Genomic DNA, 17,362 nt, shown 5'->3' with positions numbered 1-17,362 from the left:
CCAGAGCTATGACGATGTGGGTTTTCGGATATGGATCATTGCTGTGGAATCCGGGCTTTCCGGTGGCGCGCAGCGAACACGCCACGTTGCATGGGTATGCCCGCTCATTCTGCATGAGTTCAATTCACCACCGCGGCACCGAAGAACACCCCGGCCTTGTGCTGGCACTGGACGAACAGGCCGATGCCAATTGCACCGGCTTGGCACTTGCGGTCGAGGCCGGCCATGAAGAGCGCACCTTGCATGAATTGCGCGAGCGTGAGCTGATTTCGTCTGCCTATGTCGAGAAAAACCTTGATGTGCATTTGAACAACGGCGAAGTCGTCACCGCCGTGACTTATGTGATCGACGCGGATCACGTCCAATACTGCGGTGGCATGCCGTTGGAAGAGCAGGCGCAGATCATTGCGCATGCGGTTGGCGGGCGCGGTCCGAATACGGAATACCTGTATAACACAGCTGAACATCTGGCCGAGATCGACCTGCGCGATCCCGATCTTGAGTGGTTAGCGCAACGGGTGCGCAACATCACATCATAATTCCTTGGCGTCACCGGCGGATTTTGGCTAGATTCAAGCCAGAGCAGGCAAAAACCGGGAAGTACGCGCATGGCGCAGGCACATCAGGGCGCGAGACCCCATTTCTCGCATCCCATCCGTCAGATTGTGATGATGTTGGTCGCAATTGGCCTGGCGGGTTTGGGCGTCTTTATGGCGTTGCCATATGTGTTGCCGGTGTTTCAGGCCAACCCATACCTGAACGGTTTTATCATTCTGGTATTCATAATTGGTGTGTTTGCCTGTTTCTTTCAGGTGGCGCAGCTGATTGGATCGGTTCGGTGGATTGAGGCTTTTGTAGGCGGCGTGGTACGCGAAGACGCACGCACGCCGCAATTGCTGGCGCCCCTGGCATCGTTGCTGCGGGAACGTGGTGCCCGATCGCAGATCAGCTCCAGTTCGACCCGGTCGATCCTGGATTCGGTTGCGGAACGGGTTGAAGAAGAGCGTGAGATAACGCGCTATATCACCAATGTTCTGATCTATCTTGGCCTTTTGGGAACGTTCTTTGGGTTGGCGACGACTGTACCGGCCATCGTGGACACAATCCGAAGTCTGAACCCCCAAGAAGGCGAAGAGGGTCTGGCTGTGTTCAACCGACTTATGGTGGGGCTTGAGGCGCAATTGCAAGGCATGGGCGTGGCATTCGGCTCGTCCCTGTTGGGTCTTGCCGGATCTCTGATCGTTGGTTTGCTGGAACTGTTCGCGGGTCACGGCCAGAACCGGTTCTACCGCGAGCTTGAGGAATGGTTGTCCTCAATCACCCGCGTTGGCTTTGCCGCCGCTGAAGAGGGCGGGGCAGAGCTAGCCGTCCTGACCCCGGTTCTGGATGCTATGTCCGAGCAGATGGATGCGCTGCAGGACCTGTTTTCAGCGCAAGAGGCTGACCGCGCCACCGTTTCGGTTAAGCTTGGCCAATTGGTCGACGCGATTGGTGAAATGAATGTGCGACAGTCTGAATCTGAAGGGGTGACAGCGGCATTGGACCGCGTGGCCCTTGGGCAGGATGCCTTGTTGGACCACATGCGCGATCAGGGGACAGGCGATGGTATAGACGCCGAAAGTCGGATGCGCCTGCGCTCGATGGACGTTCAGCTATTGCGCATCCTCGAAGAAATCTCGGCCGGTCGTCAGGAAAGCATGAGCGAATTGCGCAAGGATATCGAATTGCTGGTCAAAGCCCTGACATTGCCCCGAGGCGCCGTGCGCACCGCTCCGGAAGGGGAGTAATCCATGGCTCTGTCCCGCCGCACAGGTCAGCGTTTTCAGGGCTCGGTTTGGCCGGGCTTTGTTGACGCGATCACTGGGTTGCTGATGGTGCTGACCTTCGTTCTGACCATCTTTATGGTGGTGCAGTTCGTGTTGCGCGAAACTATTTCCGGCCAAGAGGACGAACTGACTGCCCTGTCAGATGAAGTCGCTGCGCTGGCCGGAGCGCTGGGTTTGGAAGAGCGTGAAAATAGCCGTTTGGAGGCCCGTCTTGGGGCGTTGAATGCGACTCTGTCGCAAACCGAGGATACGCTGGCGCGGGCCGAAGTGGACTTGGCCCTGTCGCAAGCGCGAATAACGGATTTTGAGGCGCAGGTCGCCGCACTTTTGACGGATCAGGAACGCGCACGCGGTGCAATTGCATCACTGGAATCCCAGCGTGCCAAACTGCTGGAAGACCGTGAGGCATTGAACCTTGCTCTGGCGCAAAGCCGGTCTGAGATCGACGAACAGGCCGAAGCCGCTCGGTTGGCGGCTGCCCAACGCGAGGCGTTGGAGGCGTTGGTCGCAGATCTTGAACAGAGTGACACGGCGCAATCCACCAGGATTAGTGAACTGGAAGAGCAACTCAGCGCGGAAGAGGCTGCCAAACTGGCTGAAGCTGCCGCCGCCGAAAACCTGCGCAACCGACTGCAGGACGCAGATGCCGAGTTGACGGCGATGACCCTGGCTTTGGAAGCGCAGCGCAAGGAAGCTGAGGACACGCTGACGCTGCTTGCTGCTGCACGGGCTGCGAAGGCCGAGCTTGAGCGCCAGTTTGGCGCGCTGGATACGGACGAATTGCAGGCCCAACTACAAGCCGCCTTGGCTGCGCAGGCCGAAGCACAGACCGAGGCACAAACGCAGCGCTCATTGGCCGAAGAACGTGCAAACCTATTGGCTGTGGCTAGGGAAGCGATCTCAACAGAGAAAACGATTTCCGCAAAAGCGCAGCGGGAAACGGCGTTGTTGAACCAGCAGATGGCCGCGCTCCGCCAACAACTTGGCGGATTGCAGGCGTTGTTGGACGATTACGAAGAACGCAACGCAGCTTCGGACATTCGAATTCAGACCCTGGGTCAGGACCTGAATGCAGCTTTGGCCCGCGCGGCATCGGAGGAACGCCGTCGACGTCTTTTGGAAGAAGCTGAGCGCGTCCGGCTAGAAGCTGAGGCCGAGGCTTTGTCGGGTCAAAATCAGGAACTGGCGGCGCAGGCCGAGGACCTGCAGCGCTATCGGTCAGAGTTTTTTGGAAGATTGCGCGACGTCCTCGGGGATGAAGAAGGCGTTCGGATCGAAGGCGACCGATTTGTGTTCTCGTCGGAGGTCTTATTTGATACCGGTTCAGCCGTTTTGTCACCGATCGGGCAGCAGGAGGTCGCCAAAGTGGCCAGTATCCTACGTAGCGTAGCTGCTGAGATTCCCGAGGGTCTGAACTGGGTGATCCGCGTCGATGGCCATACCGACAACGTGCCGCTGGCCGGTTCAGGGCGCTATCGAGACAACTGGGAGCTGAGCCAGGGGCGCGCCTTGTCAGTGGTGCGCTATATGGTTGAAGCTTTGGGCATCCCGCCAAACCGGCTGGCCGCAAATGGGTTTGGTGAGTTCCAGCCTGTCAACCCGGCCGACACGCCGGAGGCCCGCGCACAGAATCGCCGGATCGAGCTGAAACTCACCGAAAGGTAACAGTGTCACTCGTTAAGGGTATGGGTTACCGACGACCGAACCGAAAGCTGGTATCTGGTTTGCCCGCAAAGCAGCGCGGGATGATCGGGTAGCTTTCGGTTAGGAAATACGCATACGTTCCTGATGGATATTCGGGCGAAACCGTAAAGGCTCCGTTACACTCATCCAGATTTCCTGCGCCAGCGACGTAGGCATAGTCTTCATTGAACGTGCCATCGTAGTTCCCGTCTGGTGCTCTTCCTCCGGGGCGGTTGCCGCTTTTCAAGCGGTAGGACGACGTCATTTGCGTGACGTTCCCGTCCACAACGCCGGTCATTGCATAAATCGGGAAACCATCGGCGGCATATCCGATCAGTGGCGAATGACGGTTGGGTGAATAGTCCAGCAGCTCAATAAAGCCAGTAGGGATGCCGTGATAATGGTATTTTCCATTGGGTTGTACATGCGCAAAGTTTTCGTCGAAGCCCAGAGCAACCGCACCGCCAAGCGCATTGTAGGACCAGCCCGAACGGGGACTTCCTTGCCAGAACTCAGCCGCCAACGGGTCGAATACGACGCCGTTCAAAGACACGCCAAAATTCCATCCCATTTCGAGCGGGGTAATGCGTCCATTGGTTTTTGGGTTGGCCGGCACTTTCAGTTTGACGCGCTGCTCGGAAATGCTGTGCGGATTGCCCTTATTTGGGAAGCGGCCGACAAGGTGATCGGGAATCCCATTGGCTGAAACGCGCAGGCTGTTTCGCACCTCAGAGATTTCAGAATGACTGTGTCCGGGGTCAACTGTTGCGGCTTGCAGACGAAGTGGTCGCGTTTCTGTTTCGTCGTGGTACCGAAATCTGTGCTGGGCGGTTGCTATAGCAGCAACTGTGGAAAGAGCGAATGCAACGCTCCAAACGGCGACAGTCTTGGTCATCAAAATCCCCTTTGCGTTTCAACTGTGACATTGAAACGTGCGGGATTGGCTATTCCGTCGAAATAGCTCGAGGTGACTACGAAATCGCCCGGCTGCTGGGCAACCGGGCGATCAAGTTCTTTAGTCGTACGCGGGTCTTAATCCGCAGTTAAAAGCGGAGGCTTATCGCCCGGAATACGCGGCTGATCAGGGCCGAGGATTTCCAGGTTCAAATCGCCCTTTTTGACCGACACGCGGACCACGCCGCCTTTGGCCAGTTTGCCGAACAGCAACTCCTCGGCCAGAGGCTTCTTGATGTGCTCCTGGATGACACGGCCCAGAGGACGGGCACCCATTTTGTCATCATACCCTTTGTCCGCCAGCCATTCGGCGGCTTTGCGGGTCAGGTCAATGGTCACATTGCGGTCCAGCAACTGCGCCTCAAGCTGCAGCACGAATTTCTCGACAACCTGGAGGATGACCTCTTTCGGTAGTGGCGCGAATGAGATCACGGCGTCCAGACGGTTGCGGAATTCCGGCGTGAACATGCGTTCGATCGCGGCGGTATCCTCTCCTTCGCGACGGTCGCGGCCAAAGCCGATAGCCGCCTTGGCCTGTTCCTGCGCGCCCGCGTTCGAGGTCATGATCAGCACTACGTTGCGGAAATTCACCGTGCGTCCGTTGTGATCGGTCAGCTCGCCGTGATCCATCACCTGCAACAGGATATTAAACACGTCCGGGTGCGCTTTCTCAATCTCGTCCAGCAACAGAACACAATGCGGATGCTGGTCAACGCCATCGGTCAGCAGGCCGCCCTGGTCAAACCCGACATAGCCCGGAGGCGCGCCGATCAGGCGGCTGACCGCGTGTTTCTCCATGTATTCCGACATGTCAAAGCGCAGCAGCTCCACACCCAGCGTATCCGCTAGTTGTTTTGCCACCTCGGTCTTCCCTACGCCGGTGGGGCCGGCGAACAGGTAGTTGCCGATGGGCTTTTCAGGCTCACGCAGACCGGCACGTGCCAGTTTGATTGCGCTGGACAGCGCTTCGATTGCCAGATCCTGGCCAAACACCACACGTTTCAGCGAGGCTTCGAGGTCTTTCAGAACCTCGGCATCGTCCTTGGTGACGTTCTTGGGCGGGATGCGGGCGATCTTGGCGACGACCGCCTCGATTTCCTTAACCCCGATGGTCTTGCGCCGTTTGCTCTCAGCCACCAGATGCTGCGCTGCACCGGCCTCATCAATCACGTCGATGGCCTTATCGGGCAGTTTGCGGTCGTTGATGTAACGGGCCGACAGTTCTACCGCCGTCTTGATGGCGTCAGCAGTATATTTGATCTCGTGATGCTCTTCGAAATAGGGTTTGAGACCGCGCAGGATTTTTACACTGTCCTCGACCGAAGGCTCATTCACGTCGATTTTCTGGAACCGACGGCTCAGCGCGCGGTCCTTTTCAAAATGCTGACGGAATTCCTTGTATGTGGTCGATCCCATGGTGCGCAACTTGCCACCCTGCAGAGCAGGCTTCAGCAGGTTTGACGCGTCCATCGCGCCGCCCGAAGTGGCACCGGCACCGATGACGGTGTGGATCTCGTCGATGAACAATACCGCGTCGGGGTGATCTTCCAGCTCGGTCACGACCGCTTTCAGGCGTTCCTCAAAATCGCCGCGATAACGGGTGCCTGCCAACAAAGCGCCCATATCCAGCGAATAGATAGTGGTTTCGGACAGCACATCGGGGGCTTCCCCGCCCACAATCTTATGCGCCAGACCTTCGGCGATGGCGGTTTTGCCCACGCCCGGATCGCCCACCAGCAGTGGGTTGTTCTTGCGGCGGCGGCACAGCACCTGAATGCAACGCTCAACCTCATCGGCGCGTCCAATCAGAGGGTCGACGTCGCCCGCACGGGATTTAGCGTTCAGGTCAATGCAGTACTTTCCGAGCGCGCTTTCTTTCTGATCGCCCTCGGTGACGCCAGGTTGAGCTTCTTCTTCGACCTGATCGGCGCCCGATACCGAGCGGTTTTCCCCGTATGCAGGGTCTTTCGCCACACCGTGTGCGATGAAGTTCACCGCATCATAGCGGGTCATATCCTGTTCTTGCAGGAAATAGGCTGCGTTGCTCTCGCGTTCGGCGAAGATGGCGACCAGAACGTTTGCCCCGGTCACTTCGGTCCGACCTGAACTTTGGACGTGGATTGCCGCGCGCTGAATGACGCGCTGGAAAGCAGCTGTCGGAACAGCTTCGGAACCGTCGATATCCGTGACCAGGTTGGACAGGTCTTCGTCGATGAATTCGACCAGCGTGCTGCGTAACTCATCCAGATCGACGCTGCAGGCTTTCATGACGCGGATCGCGTCAGGTTCTTCCAACAACGCCAGAAGCAGATGCTCCAGCGTGGCAAATTCGTGACGCCGTTCATTCGCGGCTGCCAAGGCCGCGTGGATGGCTTGTTCTAATGTGCTCGAGAATGAAGGCACGCGGGTGCTCCTCTGTCTTGGGTCGAAAGGGGGCAGGCTTCGGCCGGAACCCCATCCCAACCATGTCCTCATACTATTAGAGTTTGGTTGATCGTGGCCCGGCTTCAAGGGTTTTCTTTCACTTGACAGTCACATTTCACGTGACCGTGGCCGTGAGGAAGGCAATTTGGGCATTAAAAGCGGTCTTTTCTAGCCCGGATTTCCGCAAAAACTTCGACCGGGTCCGAATTGCGCATACCCAAATGGGCCTGAATCGCCGGATCAGCGGCTCGCAAGAAGGGGTTTGTGGCCTTTTCGAGCGCCAGAGATGAGGGCACAGTGGCTTCTCCGGCTGCGCGGGCGCGGTCGATATCAGCAACGCGCTCCTGTAGCTTAGCATTTTCCGGGTCAACAGTCACAGCGAATTTTGCATTGGACTGCGTGTATTCATGACCTGAACAAACCAGCGTATCGTCGGGCAGGGCGGCCAGTTTGCTGAGAGAGGCCCACATCTGCGATGGCGTGCCTTCGAACAAGCGCCCGCAACCCAAGGCCATCAAGCTGTCTGCAGTGAACACAACTGCGCTTTGCGGCATATAGAACGCAATATGTCCGACCGTATGTCCCGATACATCCAGGACCTGAACCGGTTCGCCCCCGACTTCGAAAGTGTCGCCTTCGCTGACTTGCTGATCCAGCGGTGGCAGGCGATGTGCATCAGCAGCCGCACCAATCACTTTGGCCGGGCGTCTTTCCAAAATTGCACTCAAACCGTCCACGTGATCCCAGTGATGATGTGTCAACAATACGTGGGACAGCGCCCACCCGCGCCGGTCTAACTCGGCCAGAATGGGACCGGCCTCGGGGGCGTCGACCAGTGCGGTATTGCCGCTTGCGGCGTCATGCGCCAGAAATGCGTAATTGTCGCTGAGACATGGGATGGTAACGACCTCAAGAGGCATGGCCTTTTGCCCTTTCGTTGCTAGACTGCGCCCAGCTAAGCCGATTGACCGGGTGTCTGCAATGCATCTTGATGTGCAGGATTTGAGGAACTTCTACTATCGTAGCACTCTGGGTCGTGCCGCGCAGGCGGCGATCCGTGGACGATTGATTGAGCAATGGCCTGAGGCCAAAGGGCAAACCGTGGCAGGATTCGGGTTCGCTGTTCCTTTGCTGCGTCCTTACCTTGCCGACGCTCGCCGCGTAATCGGCCTGATGCCGGGACCACAGGGGGTTATGCCCTGGCCAGCGGGAATGCCAAATGTGTCGGTTCTGACAGAAGAAACCCTGTGGCCAATCGAAACGGGCCATGTAGACAAGCTTATTGTGATGCATGGTCTAGAAACGTCGCAGCGGCCCAGCCAATTGTTGAATGAGTGTTGGCGTGTTCTGGGGCCAGGGGGGCGCGCATTCTTTGTTGTGCCCAACCGGGCAGGGCTTTGGTCACGGACAGACAAGACACCGTTCGGCTTTGGCCGACCCTATTCTGCCTCTCAACTGGAAAGCCAGCTCAAGGCGCATCATTTCATCCCGGAAAGCCACTGCTCTGCACTTTACCTACCGCCGTCCTTTCGACGTTTCTGGCTGAAATCGGCAAATCTGATCGAAAAGACTGGTCAACGGCTGCCCACCGTTATGGCGGGCGGTGTGCTGATGGTTGAGGTGACAAAACAGATCCGTCCGCCAAGTGGAAATGTCACAAAAGACGCCGAGCGTCGACCGATCAAGGCGCTGGATGGTCTTCTGAAACCAGCCTGAACATACCGGTCAATTTGCTTCGGCAAATCGCAAAAATTGAGGGAAATAGGACACAGGAATCGCAAAAACCTACACTTTCGTAACATTTTTCGCCTGTTTAAGCCGGACAAAAGGGTCGCACCCGGCTTAACTGTTTGAAATTAAACACTTTGTGGATAAGCCTGTTGCCGTGATAATATATTGCTAGCTGGGTTCGGCTCTGCTAGACCCCCGGTGATTTTGATCCCCGACCGTCTGGCCGGGGTTTCTTCACGCCCCCGGGGTAGCTGCCGCAACGCGAATTCGGGGCCCAAAATATCGGAAGGGTGGACGTGTCCGAACCAGCTTCGATTTCCACAGGCATCGCCGAGCGCTATGCCACCGCGATCTTTGAGATCGCCAAAGAGAATAATGACCTCGCAGGTCTGGAAACCGGAATCAACGATCTGGCAGCAGCATTGGGCGACAGTGCCGAACTGCGCGACCTGATCGCATCGCCTCTGGTTTCGCGCGCCGAACAAGAAGGCGCCATTACCGCAATCGCTGACAAAATGGGTCTGCACGCCATCCTGCGTAACACGCTGGGTCTGATGGCGCAGAAACGCCGCCTATTTGTTGTGCCGCAGCTGGTGCAGGTTCTGCGCGACATGCTGGCAGACGAACGTGGCGAAGTGACTGCCGATGTCGCGTCGGCCAAGGCGCTGACCAAAACCCAGATCGAAAAACTGTCCAAGACGCTGTCCGAGCGTGTGGGCAAGACCGTGACAATCAATGCGACCGTTGATGAAAGCCTCATCGGCGGTCTTGTCGTTAAAGTGGGCTCGAAAATGATCGATAGCTCGATCCGTTCGAAGCTCAACTCCCTACAGAATGCAATGAAAGAGGTCGGATAAATGGGAATCCAAGCTGCAGAGATTTCTGCAATCCTGAAGGACCAGATCAAGAATTTTGGTCAGGAAGCCGAAGTGGCCGAGATCGGCCGCGTGCTGAGCGTCGGTGACGGGATTGCCCGTGTATACGGCCTGGACAACGTGCAAGCGGGTGAAATGGTTGAGTTCCCCGGCGGCATCATGGGCATGGCGCTGAACCTGGAAAGCGACAACGTTGGTGTTGTTATCTTCGGTTCCGACCGTGACATCAAAGAAGGTGACACCGTTAAGCGCACCAACTCGATCGTGGACGTTCCGATCGGTGACGAGCTGCTGGGCCGCGTTGTAGACGGTCTGGGCAACCCGCTGGACGGCAAAGGCCCGATCAACGCAACCAAGCGTGGCGTTGCAGACGTTAAAGCACCGGGCATCATCCCGCGTAAATCGGTTCACGAACCAATGGCAACCGGCCTGAAATCGGTTGACGCGATGATCCCGATTGGCCGTGGCCAGCGTGAGCTGATCATTGGTGACCGTCAGACCGGCAAAACCGCCGTTGCACTGGACGCGATCCTGAACCAGAAAACCTATAACGAAGCGGCTGGCGACGACGAGTCGAAGAAGCTGTACTGCGTTTACGTTGCCATCGGTCAAAAGCGTTCGACCGTTGCGCAGCTGGTGAAGAAACTGGAAGAGTCCGGCGCGATTGAATACTCGATCGTTGTGGCCGCAACCGCGTCCGACCCGGCACCGATGCAGTTCCTGGCACCCTACGCCGCAACCGCAATGGCTGAATACTTCCGTGACAACGGCCGTCACGCACTGATCATCTATGATGACCTGTCGAAGCAGGCTGTGTCCTATCGTCAGATGTCGCTGCTGCTGCGCCGCCCGCCCGGACGTGAAGCCTATCCTGGCGACGTTTTCTACCTTCACTCGCGCCTGCTGGAGCGTTCGGCCAAGCTGAACGAGGACTTCGGTGCCGGCTCGCTGACCGCTCTGCCGGTTATCGAAACCCAAGGTGGTGACGTTTCGGCGTTTATCCCGACCAACGTGATTTCGATCACCGACGGTCAGATCTTCCTGGAAACTGAACTGTTCTATCAGGGCATCCGTCCTGCTGTGAACACCGGTCTGTCGGTTTCGCGTGTGGGCTCTTCGGCTCAGACCAACTCGATGAAATCGGTTGCGGGTCCGGTGAAACTGGAACTGGCGCAGTACCGCGAAATGGCTGCGTTTGCGCAGTTCGGTTCCGACCTCGACGCCGCAACTCAGCAGCTGCTGAACCGTGGTGCGCGTCTGACCGAGCTGATGAAACAGCCGCAGTATTCGCCGTTGACCAACGCTGAAATCGTCTGCGTTATCTTCGCCGGTACCAACGGTTACCTCGACAAGATCGAAGTATCTGATGTTGGACGTTACGAAGCTGGCCTGCTGGCGCACCTGCGTGGCAAACACGCAGATCTGCTTCAGTGGATCACGGACGAAGATCCCAAGATCAAGGGTGACGCTTCCGACAAGATCAAGGCTGCGCTGGACGAATACGCCGCAACCTTCGCTTAAGGGAGAGGCGGGCATATGCCAAATCTTAAGGACCTTAAAAACAGGATCGAGTCGGTCAAATCGACCCGCAAGATCACCAAGGCCATGCAGATGGTCGCGGCTGCAAAACTGCGCCGCGCCCAGGAATCTGCCGAAGCCTCGCGCCCCTATGCCGAGCGGTTCAATGCCGTGATGGCGGGGCTGGCGGCATCAGTCGGGGGTAGCGACAGCGCCCCCAAGCTGCTCCGGGGTACGGGCAGTGATGATGTCCATCTGCTGGTTGTCATGACAGCTGAGCGCGGCCTGTGTGGCGGCTTCAACTCGAGTATCGCCAAGCTGGCCCGTGTCAAAGCGGAAGAGCTGCGCCTGAAAGGCAAGACGGTCAAGGTTTTGACTGTCGGCAAAAAGGGCCGCGACGCCCTCAAGCGTGATCTTGGTGATCTGTTCGTTGGACATGTCGACCTGAGCGAGGTCAAGCGTCTGGGTTACACCAACGCGCAGGACATCGCTAAGGACGTTCTGTCCCGCTTCGACGGGGGTGAGTTCGACGTTGCAACGATCTTCTACTCGAAGTTCGTAAACGTTGTGACCCAGATTCCGACGGCACAGCAGGTCATTCCTGCCTCGTTCGAGGACACCGAGGGTGATGACAGCGGTGCGGTGTTCGATTACGAGCCCAGCGAAGAAGCCATTCTGGCCGATCTGCTGCCCAAGGGGGTTGCGACTGCAATCTTCTCGGCTCTGCTCGAAAACGGAGCCTCGGAACAGGGTGCACGGATGTCCGCAATGGACAACGCGACACGTAACGCGGGTGAAATGATCGACAAACTTACGATCCAGTTCAACCGTTCGCGTCAGGCCGTGATCACCAACGAGCTGATTGAAATTATTTCCGGCGCCGAAGCGCTGTAGAGACAAACCGGAGACGAAACATGGCGAATGCAAAAGGCAAAGTCACACAGATCATCGGGGCCGTCGTCGACGTGCACTTCGAAGATCAGCTGCCTGAAATTCTGAACGCGCTGGAAACCACCAACAACGGCAAGCGCCTGGTGTTGGAAGTTGCACAGCACCTGGGTGAAAACACTGTCCGCACTATCGCGATGGATGCGACCGAAGGTCTGGTCCGTGGCGAAGAAGTAACAGACATGGGCGCACCGATCTCGGTTCCGGTTGGCAACGCCACCCTGGGCCGCATCCTGAACGTTGTTGGCGACCCCATCGACGAAAAGGGCCCGGTTGAGGCAACCGAATCCCGCGCAATCCACCAGCCTGCGCCGACCTTCGCAGAACAGTCGACCGAGTCGGAAGTTCTGGTCACCGGCATCAAGGTTGTCGACCTGCTGGCCCCTTACGCAAAAGGCGGCAAGATCGGCCTGTTCGGCGGTGCCGGCGTTGGCAAAACCGTTCTGATCATGGAACTGATCAACAACATCGCAAAAGTGCACTCGGGCTTCTCGGTGTTCGCGGGTGTTGGTGAACGGACCCGTGAAGGGAACGACCTGTACCACGAGATGATCGAATCGAACGTTATCAAGCCGGACAACCTGGAAGAATCGCAGGTGGCTCTGGTTTACGGTCAGATGAACGAACCTCCGGGAGCACGTGCACGTGTTGCTCTGACCGGTCTGACCCTGGCGGAACAGTTCCGCGACCAGTCCGGTACCGACGTTCTGTTCTTCGTCGACAACATCTTCCGCTTCACGCAGGCAGGCTCCGAGGTTTCGGCTCTGCTGGGTCGTATTCCTTCGGCGGTGGGCTACCAGCCGACACTGGCCACCGACATGGGCGCCCTGCAGGAACGCATCACCTCGACTAAGTCGGGCTCGATTACCTCGGTTCAGGCGATCTACGTGCCTGCGGACGACCTTACCGACCCTGCACCGGCAACCTCGTTCGCTCACTTGGATGCGACCACCGTTCTTAACCGTGCGATCTCGGAAAAGGGTATCTACCCTGCGGTTGACCCGCTCGACTCGACCTCGCGTCTGCTTGACCCGGCCATCGTCGGTGAAGAGCACTACAAGGTTGCGACCGACGTTCAGCAGATCCTCCAACGCTACAAGTCGCTGCAGGACATCATCGCCATCCTTGGCATGGACGAACTGTCGGAAGAGGACAAACTGACCGTGGCACGTGCGCGTAAGATCGAACGCTTCATGTCACAGCCGTTCGACGTTGCGCAGGTCTTCACTGGCTCGCCCGGCGTTCAGGTTCCTCTGGATGTGACCATCGCGTCGTTCAAGGCCGTTGTGGCCGGCGAATACGATCACCTGCCCGAAGCGGCCTTCCTGATGGTTGGTGGCATCGACGAAGTGATCGCCAAAGCGGAAAAGATGGCCGCAGAAGCTGCCTAAGGAGCACACCTGATGGCAAACACGATGCAATTCGACCTCGTCAGCCCTGAGCGGAGCCTTGCTTCGCTTGAGGCCACCGCGGTCCAGATTCCCGGCGCGGACGGGGACATGACGGCAATGCCCGATCATGCCCCCACCATCACCACGCTGCGCCCCGGTCTGCTGAAGGTTGAGGCACCCGAAGGGTCCAGCGAATACCTGGTCACCGGCGGGTTTGCCCAGATCAACGGCGACAGCCTTTCGGTTCTGGCCGAAAAGGCCATTCCGGTTGCTGAAGTAACACGGTCACATCTGGACGATCTGATCACTGAAGCCCGCGCTTCGCACGAGGCGGCCAAGGCTGGTGACGATCAGTCTATCGTCGATGACGCAGCCAAGCTGCTGGCCGATATGGAAGCCCTTGGAACGCATATGAGCCTGTGAGCCCATCGACGTTCAATTGATTTAGAACGGTCCCGTTGAATCGGGGCCGTTTTTTTGTGGAGTTTTAGTGAAGTACCGGGTTAACCTCCGGGGGTTTATAAATAAAGTTGAATGAATGAAGACGTTTAAATCCCACCCGATTGGAATCGACCAAGGCGAGGCAGTCATTTTTTCCGAGTTCGCCGATGGTGGCGAGATGTGGACGGGCGAAGGGCCGCGCCAGCGCCGGTCAGTCGTGACGTTCAGTCAGGCGTTCCGATCAGTGCCGGTTGTTCAGGTTGGTGTGTCCTTGTGGGATGTAGATACATCTTCTGCCCTGCGCGCCGAAGTTACCGCCGAAGACATTACGCCTGAAGGCTTCAGCGCGGTGTTCCGCACATGGTCTGACACACGGATCGCCAGAATACGGGTCACATGGACCGCCATCGGAGAGGTGGCCAACGAAGACGATTGGGACATCTCCTAACGCAACAGGGCCCCACTACGGGGCCCATTGCGCGGTCGTGGGATAGCACAATGCGGTTTAGTCGCCCTGCGCCTCGATCATGTCCACACGGGTTGCGTGACGACCGCCTTCGAACTCGGCCTCCAGAAACGCATCTACGATATCCAGGGCCTGACCTTCACCCACGACACGCGCGCCAATTGATAGCATGTTGGCGTTGTTGTGCGCGCGGATCATGCGGGCCGAGAAAGCGTCAGAACACACGCCACAGCGAATGCCCGGAACCTTGTTGGCCGCCATCATGATGCCCTGACCTGTACCACACAGGACGATCCCAAGGTGGCAATCGCCCGAGGCAACGGCCTGAGCTGCAGCTTTGCCGTGTACCGGATAATGCGTGCTTTCCGGTGTTTTGGGGCCGATATCGACGACTTCCCAGCCTTGTGCCGAGATATGGTCGGCGACCGTCTGGCGCAGCGCGATCGCTGCGTGGTCACTGGAAAGAACAATGCGTTTTGAGGCTGTCACGGGTTCGTCCTGCCTTTGTGTGTTGACAAAAAAGGGCGGCTGCTGCGCCGCCCGACTTGGTCAGTCCATGTGATACATCGACTCGTAGATTGGGGTCAGCGTCTTGTCCTCGAACAACGAAGACACGCTTGTTCCGTTCCAGATGTTCAGGATTGCCTGAGTGAAGATTGGAGCGGTTGGTACGATGCGGATGTTTTTGGCTTTGGCGATCTCTTTGGTCGGCTGGATCGTATCGGTCAGAACCAGCGATTTCATCACCGAATTCGTCACGCGTTCGACCGCAGGGCCGCTCATGACGCCGTGCGTGATATACGAGTGAACTTCCTTCGCACCGTTATCCAGCAGGACCTGAGCCGCCTTGCATAGCGTTCCTGCAGTGTCGCACATGTCGTCCACGATCAGGCATATCTTGTCTTTGACGTCACCGATTACAGTCATCTCAGCCACTTCACCGGCTTTTTCGCGGCGTTTGTCCACGATCGACAGGGGGGCGTTGATGCGCTTGGCCAGCTCGCGCGCACGGGCCACGCCGCCCACGTCGGGCGAGACGACCATAAGTTCGTCCAGATTGTCCTGAAACTGATGTTTCACATCCAGTGCAAAAATCGGCGAAGCGTAGAGGTTGTCGACCGGCATGTCGAAGAACCCCTGAATTTGCGCCGCGTGCAGGTCCATGGTCAGGATCCGCTCAATCCCGGCGCCAGTCAGCATATTGGCCACCAGCTTGGCGCTGATCGGCGTGCGTGCCTTGGTGCGGCGATCCTGACGGGCATAGCCGAAGTAAGGGATCACGGCGGTGATACGCTGCGCCGAAGACCGGCGCAGCGCGTCGGCGATGATCAACAACTCCATCAGGTTGTCATTCGCCGGGTTCGACGTCGGTTGGACGATGAACATATCCTCACCGCGCACGTTTTCGAACACTTCGACGAAAATCTCGCCGTCATTGAAGCGTTCGACCCGCGCATCGACCAGATTCTGATCGACGCCGCGATACAGGCTCATGCGCCGCGATATGGATTCGGCAAGAGGAAGGTTGGCGTTCCCAGCGATAAGCTTGGGTTCGTTGAGTGTCGGCATCGGCTGAGGTCCCCGGGCAGCAATGGCAATGTGACAGATTCGTGATGTTGACACCGCTTAGCATGGCCTTACCGTCCAGCAAAGATAACGCAGCGGAGAAAGTGCACATGGCCCAGATTGACTACTATTTTGCGACACTCTCGCCCTATACCTATCTGGCAGGAATGCGGTTGGAAGAGGTCGCGGCGAAACATGGCGCGACGATCAACTACAAACCGCTGGATATTGTCGCCCTCTTTGGGCGTACGGGTGGCACGCCACCCAAAGACCGCCACATTTCGCGCATTGAATACCGAGCGCAAGAACTGCAAAGGCAGTCCAAGCAGCTTGGGATGGAGTTCAATTTGCAACCCGCGCACTGGCCGACCAATGCGGCACCATCGTCCTACGCAATCATCGCAGCAATTAAAGATGGGGCCGGCGATGTTGGCAAACTTGTGCATTCCTTCGTGCGTGCATGTTGGGCCGAAGAAAAAGACATTGCGCAGGATGATGTGATCCGTGATTGCCTGACACGGGCCGGCTTTGATCCAGGTTTGGCGGATAGCGGCCTTCTGGTGGGTGCGGAAACCTATGCAGCCAATCTGGAAGAGGCAGTGGATCGCGGCGTCTTTGGCGCGCCGTTTTATATTACCGAAGATGACCAGCGGTTCTGGGGACAGGACCGGCTGGATGATCTGGATCGCCATTTGTCGGGACTGAAGGAGTGAAGGACACCCCGTTGGTAGACGACATCTTTGTCAGAACTTTGGGTCAGGGCGCCCGCAAGGTGCTCGCCCTGCACTGCACGATTGCGCATTCCGGGGCTTGGGCGGGGTTGTCGGCTGCGCTAGGGGGCGAGGCGACATTTACGGCCCCCGACATGCCGTCTCATGGCCGCACTTCCGATTGGGACGGACACGGGGATTTCTTTGACCAAGTGACGCAGCTGTCGGCCGCGCATCTGACCGAGCCGATGGACGTGATTGGGCATTCCTTTGGTGGAATGCTAGCCCTTCGGCTGGCTGTCGAGTTTCCGGACCTCGTCCGCAGTGCGGTACTGATCGAGCCTGTGTTTTTTGCGATTGCGGTTCAGGACGCGCCAGAGTTGGTCAGGCAACATGATGACGAGGCCAAACCCGTTTCTAATGCTTTAGCCGCTGGAGACATGGAGCAGGCCGCCCGGTTGTTCAACCGGATGTGGGGTGCACAGGACGGCCCCCGATGGCCTGACCTGCCGAAACGAACCCGCGCGGGCATGATCCGCGGGATTCACGTTGTACCAGCAGTCGATGATGCATTGTTTCACGATCAGAAGGGGCTGTTGATCCCCGGCGTTCTGGACCGCGTGAACTTGCCGTTTCTGATCCTAAGTGGGTCCGAGACACATCCCGTTATGCCCGCGATCGGAGAAGGACTTGCCCGGCGGTTACCCAATGCAAAGACAGGCGTTGTTTCGGGTGCCGGTCACATGGTTCCAATCACGCACCCGGATCAGACGGTCGCTGAGATCAGAAAGTTCTGGGGTGGTTTGTCCTGACGTTTGTGTGGGGCAGG

General features: G+C 57.7%; 17 protein-coding genes. 12 read left to right on the top strand and 5 right to left on the bottom strand.

Translation table 11 applies throughout. The annotated features are described in order from the left end of the window. Positions 1 to 8: 8 nt before the first annotated feature. From GOW92_RS06650 to GOW92_RS06640, 3 genes are all read left to right on the top strand, one after another. The gene (locus tag GOW92_RS06650) at positions 9 to 539 is read left to right on the top strand and encodes a gamma-glutamylcyclotransferase (protein ID WP_170559055.1); all 531 of its coding nucleotides are present in this window, start codon (positions 9 to 11) and stop codon (positions 537 to 539) included. 69 nt (positions 540 to 608) lie between these two features. Next, complete coding sequence (locus GOW92_RS06645) at positions 609 to 1,787, top strand: biopolymer transporter ExbB (RefSeq protein ID WP_170559053.1); 1,179 nt, start codon at positions 609 to 611, stop codon at positions 1,785 to 1,787. 3 nt (positions 1,788 to 1,790) lie between these two features. Further along, a complete protein-coding gene (locus GOW92_RS06640; protein WP_170559051.1) occupies positions 1,791 to 3,491 on the top strand; it encodes a peptidoglycan -binding protein in 1,701 nt (566 codons plus the stop codon). A gap of 25 nt (positions 3,492 to 3,516) precedes the next feature. Here the strand turns inward: GOW92_RS06640 and GOW92_RS06635 are convergent, their stop codons facing one another. The 3 genes from GOW92_RS06635 to gloB form a co-directional block, all read right to left on the bottom strand. Further along, entirely contained in the window at positions 3,517 to 4,404 is an 888-nt protein-coding gene (locus GOW92_RS06635; protein ID WP_170559049.1) for a YHYH protein, read from the bottom strand. Positions 4,405 to 4,541: 137 nt separating this feature from the next. Beyond that, entirely contained in the window at positions 4,542 to 6,866 is a 2,325-nt protein-coding gene (clpA, locus tag GOW92_RS06630) for an ATP-dependent Clp protease ATP-binding subunit ClpA (protein WP_170559047.1), read from the bottom strand. 173 nt (positions 6,867 to 7,039) lie between these two features. After that, positions 7,040 to 7,807 (bottom strand): hydroxyacylglutathione hydrolase, encoded by a 768-nt coding sequence (gene gloB, locus GOW92_RS06625; protein WP_170559045.1) that lies wholly within the window; start codon positions 7,805 to 7,807, stop codon positions 7,040 to 7,042. A gap of 61 nt (positions 7,808 to 7,868) precedes the next feature. Between gloB and GOW92_RS06620 the strand changes: the two genes are divergently transcribed. The 7 genes from GOW92_RS06620 (at position 7,869) to GOW92_RS06590 (ending at position 14,239) form a co-directional block, all read left to right on the top strand. Next, on the top strand, positions 7,869 to 8,603 hold the full coding sequence (locus GOW92_RS06620) for a class I SAM-dependent methyltransferase (protein WP_170559043.1): 735 nt from the start codon (positions 7,869 to 7,871) through the stop codon (positions 8,601 to 8,603). Positions 8,604 to 8,914: 311 nt separating this feature from the next. After that, positions 8,915 to 9,475 carry a F0F1 ATP synthase subunit delta gene (locus GOW92_RS06615; protein WP_170559041.1) on the top strand — a complete coding sequence of 187 codons (561 nt, stop codon included), beginning with the start codon at positions 8,915 to 8,917 and terminating at the stop codon, positions 9,473 to 9,475. Beyond that, entirely contained in the window at positions 9,476 to 11,014 is a 1,539-nt protein-coding gene (gene atpA / locus GOW92_RS06610; RefSeq protein ID WP_170559039.1) for a F0F1 ATP synthase subunit alpha, read from the top strand. 15 nt (positions 11,015 to 11,029) lie between these two features. Continuing rightward, positions 11,030 to 11,905, top strand: a complete 876-nt coding sequence (locus GOW92_RS06605) for a F0F1 ATP synthase subunit gamma (RefSeq protein ID WP_170559037.1) — start codon at positions 11,030 to 11,032, stop codon at positions 11,903 to 11,905. Between the two features lie 20 nt (positions 11,906 to 11,925). Beyond that, on the top strand, positions 11,926 to 13,350 hold the full coding sequence (gene atpD, locus GOW92_RS06600; RefSeq protein ID WP_170559035.1) for a F0F1 ATP synthase subunit beta: 1,425 nt from the start codon (positions 11,926 to 11,928) through the stop codon (positions 13,348 to 13,350). A 12-nt stretch (positions 13,351 to 13,362) separates the two neighbouring features. Continuing rightward, positions 13,363 to 13,773, top strand: coding sequence for a F0F1 ATP synthase subunit epsilon (locus tag GOW92_RS06595; RefSeq protein WP_170559033.1), 411 nt, complete (start codon positions 13,363 to 13,365; stop codon positions 13,771 to 13,773). Between the two features lie 115 nt (positions 13,774 to 13,888). Further along, positions 13,889 to 14,239 carry an H-type lectin domain-containing protein gene (locus GOW92_RS06590; RefSeq protein WP_170559031.1) on the top strand — a complete coding sequence of 117 codons (351 nt, stop codon included), beginning with the start codon at positions 13,889 to 13,891 and terminating at the stop codon, positions 14,237 to 14,239. 57 nt (positions 14,240 to 14,296) lie between these two features. On the opposite strand, the gene rpiB is transcribed toward GOW92_RS06590, so the two are convergent. Both rpiB and GOW92_RS06580 read right to left on the bottom strand, forming a co-directional pair. Next, positions 14,297 to 14,746, bottom strand: coding sequence for a ribose 5-phosphate isomerase B (rpiB, locus tag GOW92_RS06585; RefSeq protein WP_170559029.1), 450 nt, complete (start codon positions 14,744 to 14,746; stop codon positions 14,297 to 14,299). A gap of 60 nt (positions 14,747 to 14,806) precedes the next feature. Further along, positions 14,807 to 15,826, bottom strand: a complete 1,020-nt coding sequence (locus tag GOW92_RS06580; RefSeq protein WP_170559027.1) for a ribose-phosphate pyrophosphokinase — start codon at positions 15,824 to 15,826, stop codon at positions 14,807 to 14,809. 107 nt (positions 15,827 to 15,933) lie between these two features. Between GOW92_RS06580 and GOW92_RS06575 the strand changes: the two genes are divergently transcribed. Together GOW92_RS06575 and GOW92_RS06570 are read left to right on the top strand one after the other, a co-directional pair. Continuing rightward, on the top strand, positions 15,934 to 16,536 hold the full coding sequence (locus GOW92_RS06575; RefSeq protein ID WP_170559025.1) for a 2-hydroxychromene-2-carboxylate isomerase: 603 nt from the start codon (positions 15,934 to 15,936) through the stop codon (positions 16,534 to 16,536). Continuing rightward, a complete protein-coding gene (locus GOW92_RS06570) occupies positions 16,533 to 17,345 on the top strand; it encodes an alpha/beta fold hydrolase (protein WP_170559023.1) in 813 nt (270 codons plus the stop codon). The genes GOW92_RS06575 and GOW92_RS06570 overlap by 4 nt, the downstream gene beginning before the upstream one ends. Positions 17,346 to 17,362 lie beyond the last annotated feature (17 nt).

Origin of the sequence: Ruegeria atlantica (genome assembly GCF_013032505.1) — a bacterium.
Lineage (GTDB): Bacteria > Pseudomonadota > Alphaproteobacteria > Rhodobacterales > Rhodobacteraceae > Ruegeria > Ruegeria atlantica_F.
Note: the sequence above shows the minus strand (reverse complement) of the source record. Positions and strands in the feature narration are given on the sequence as shown.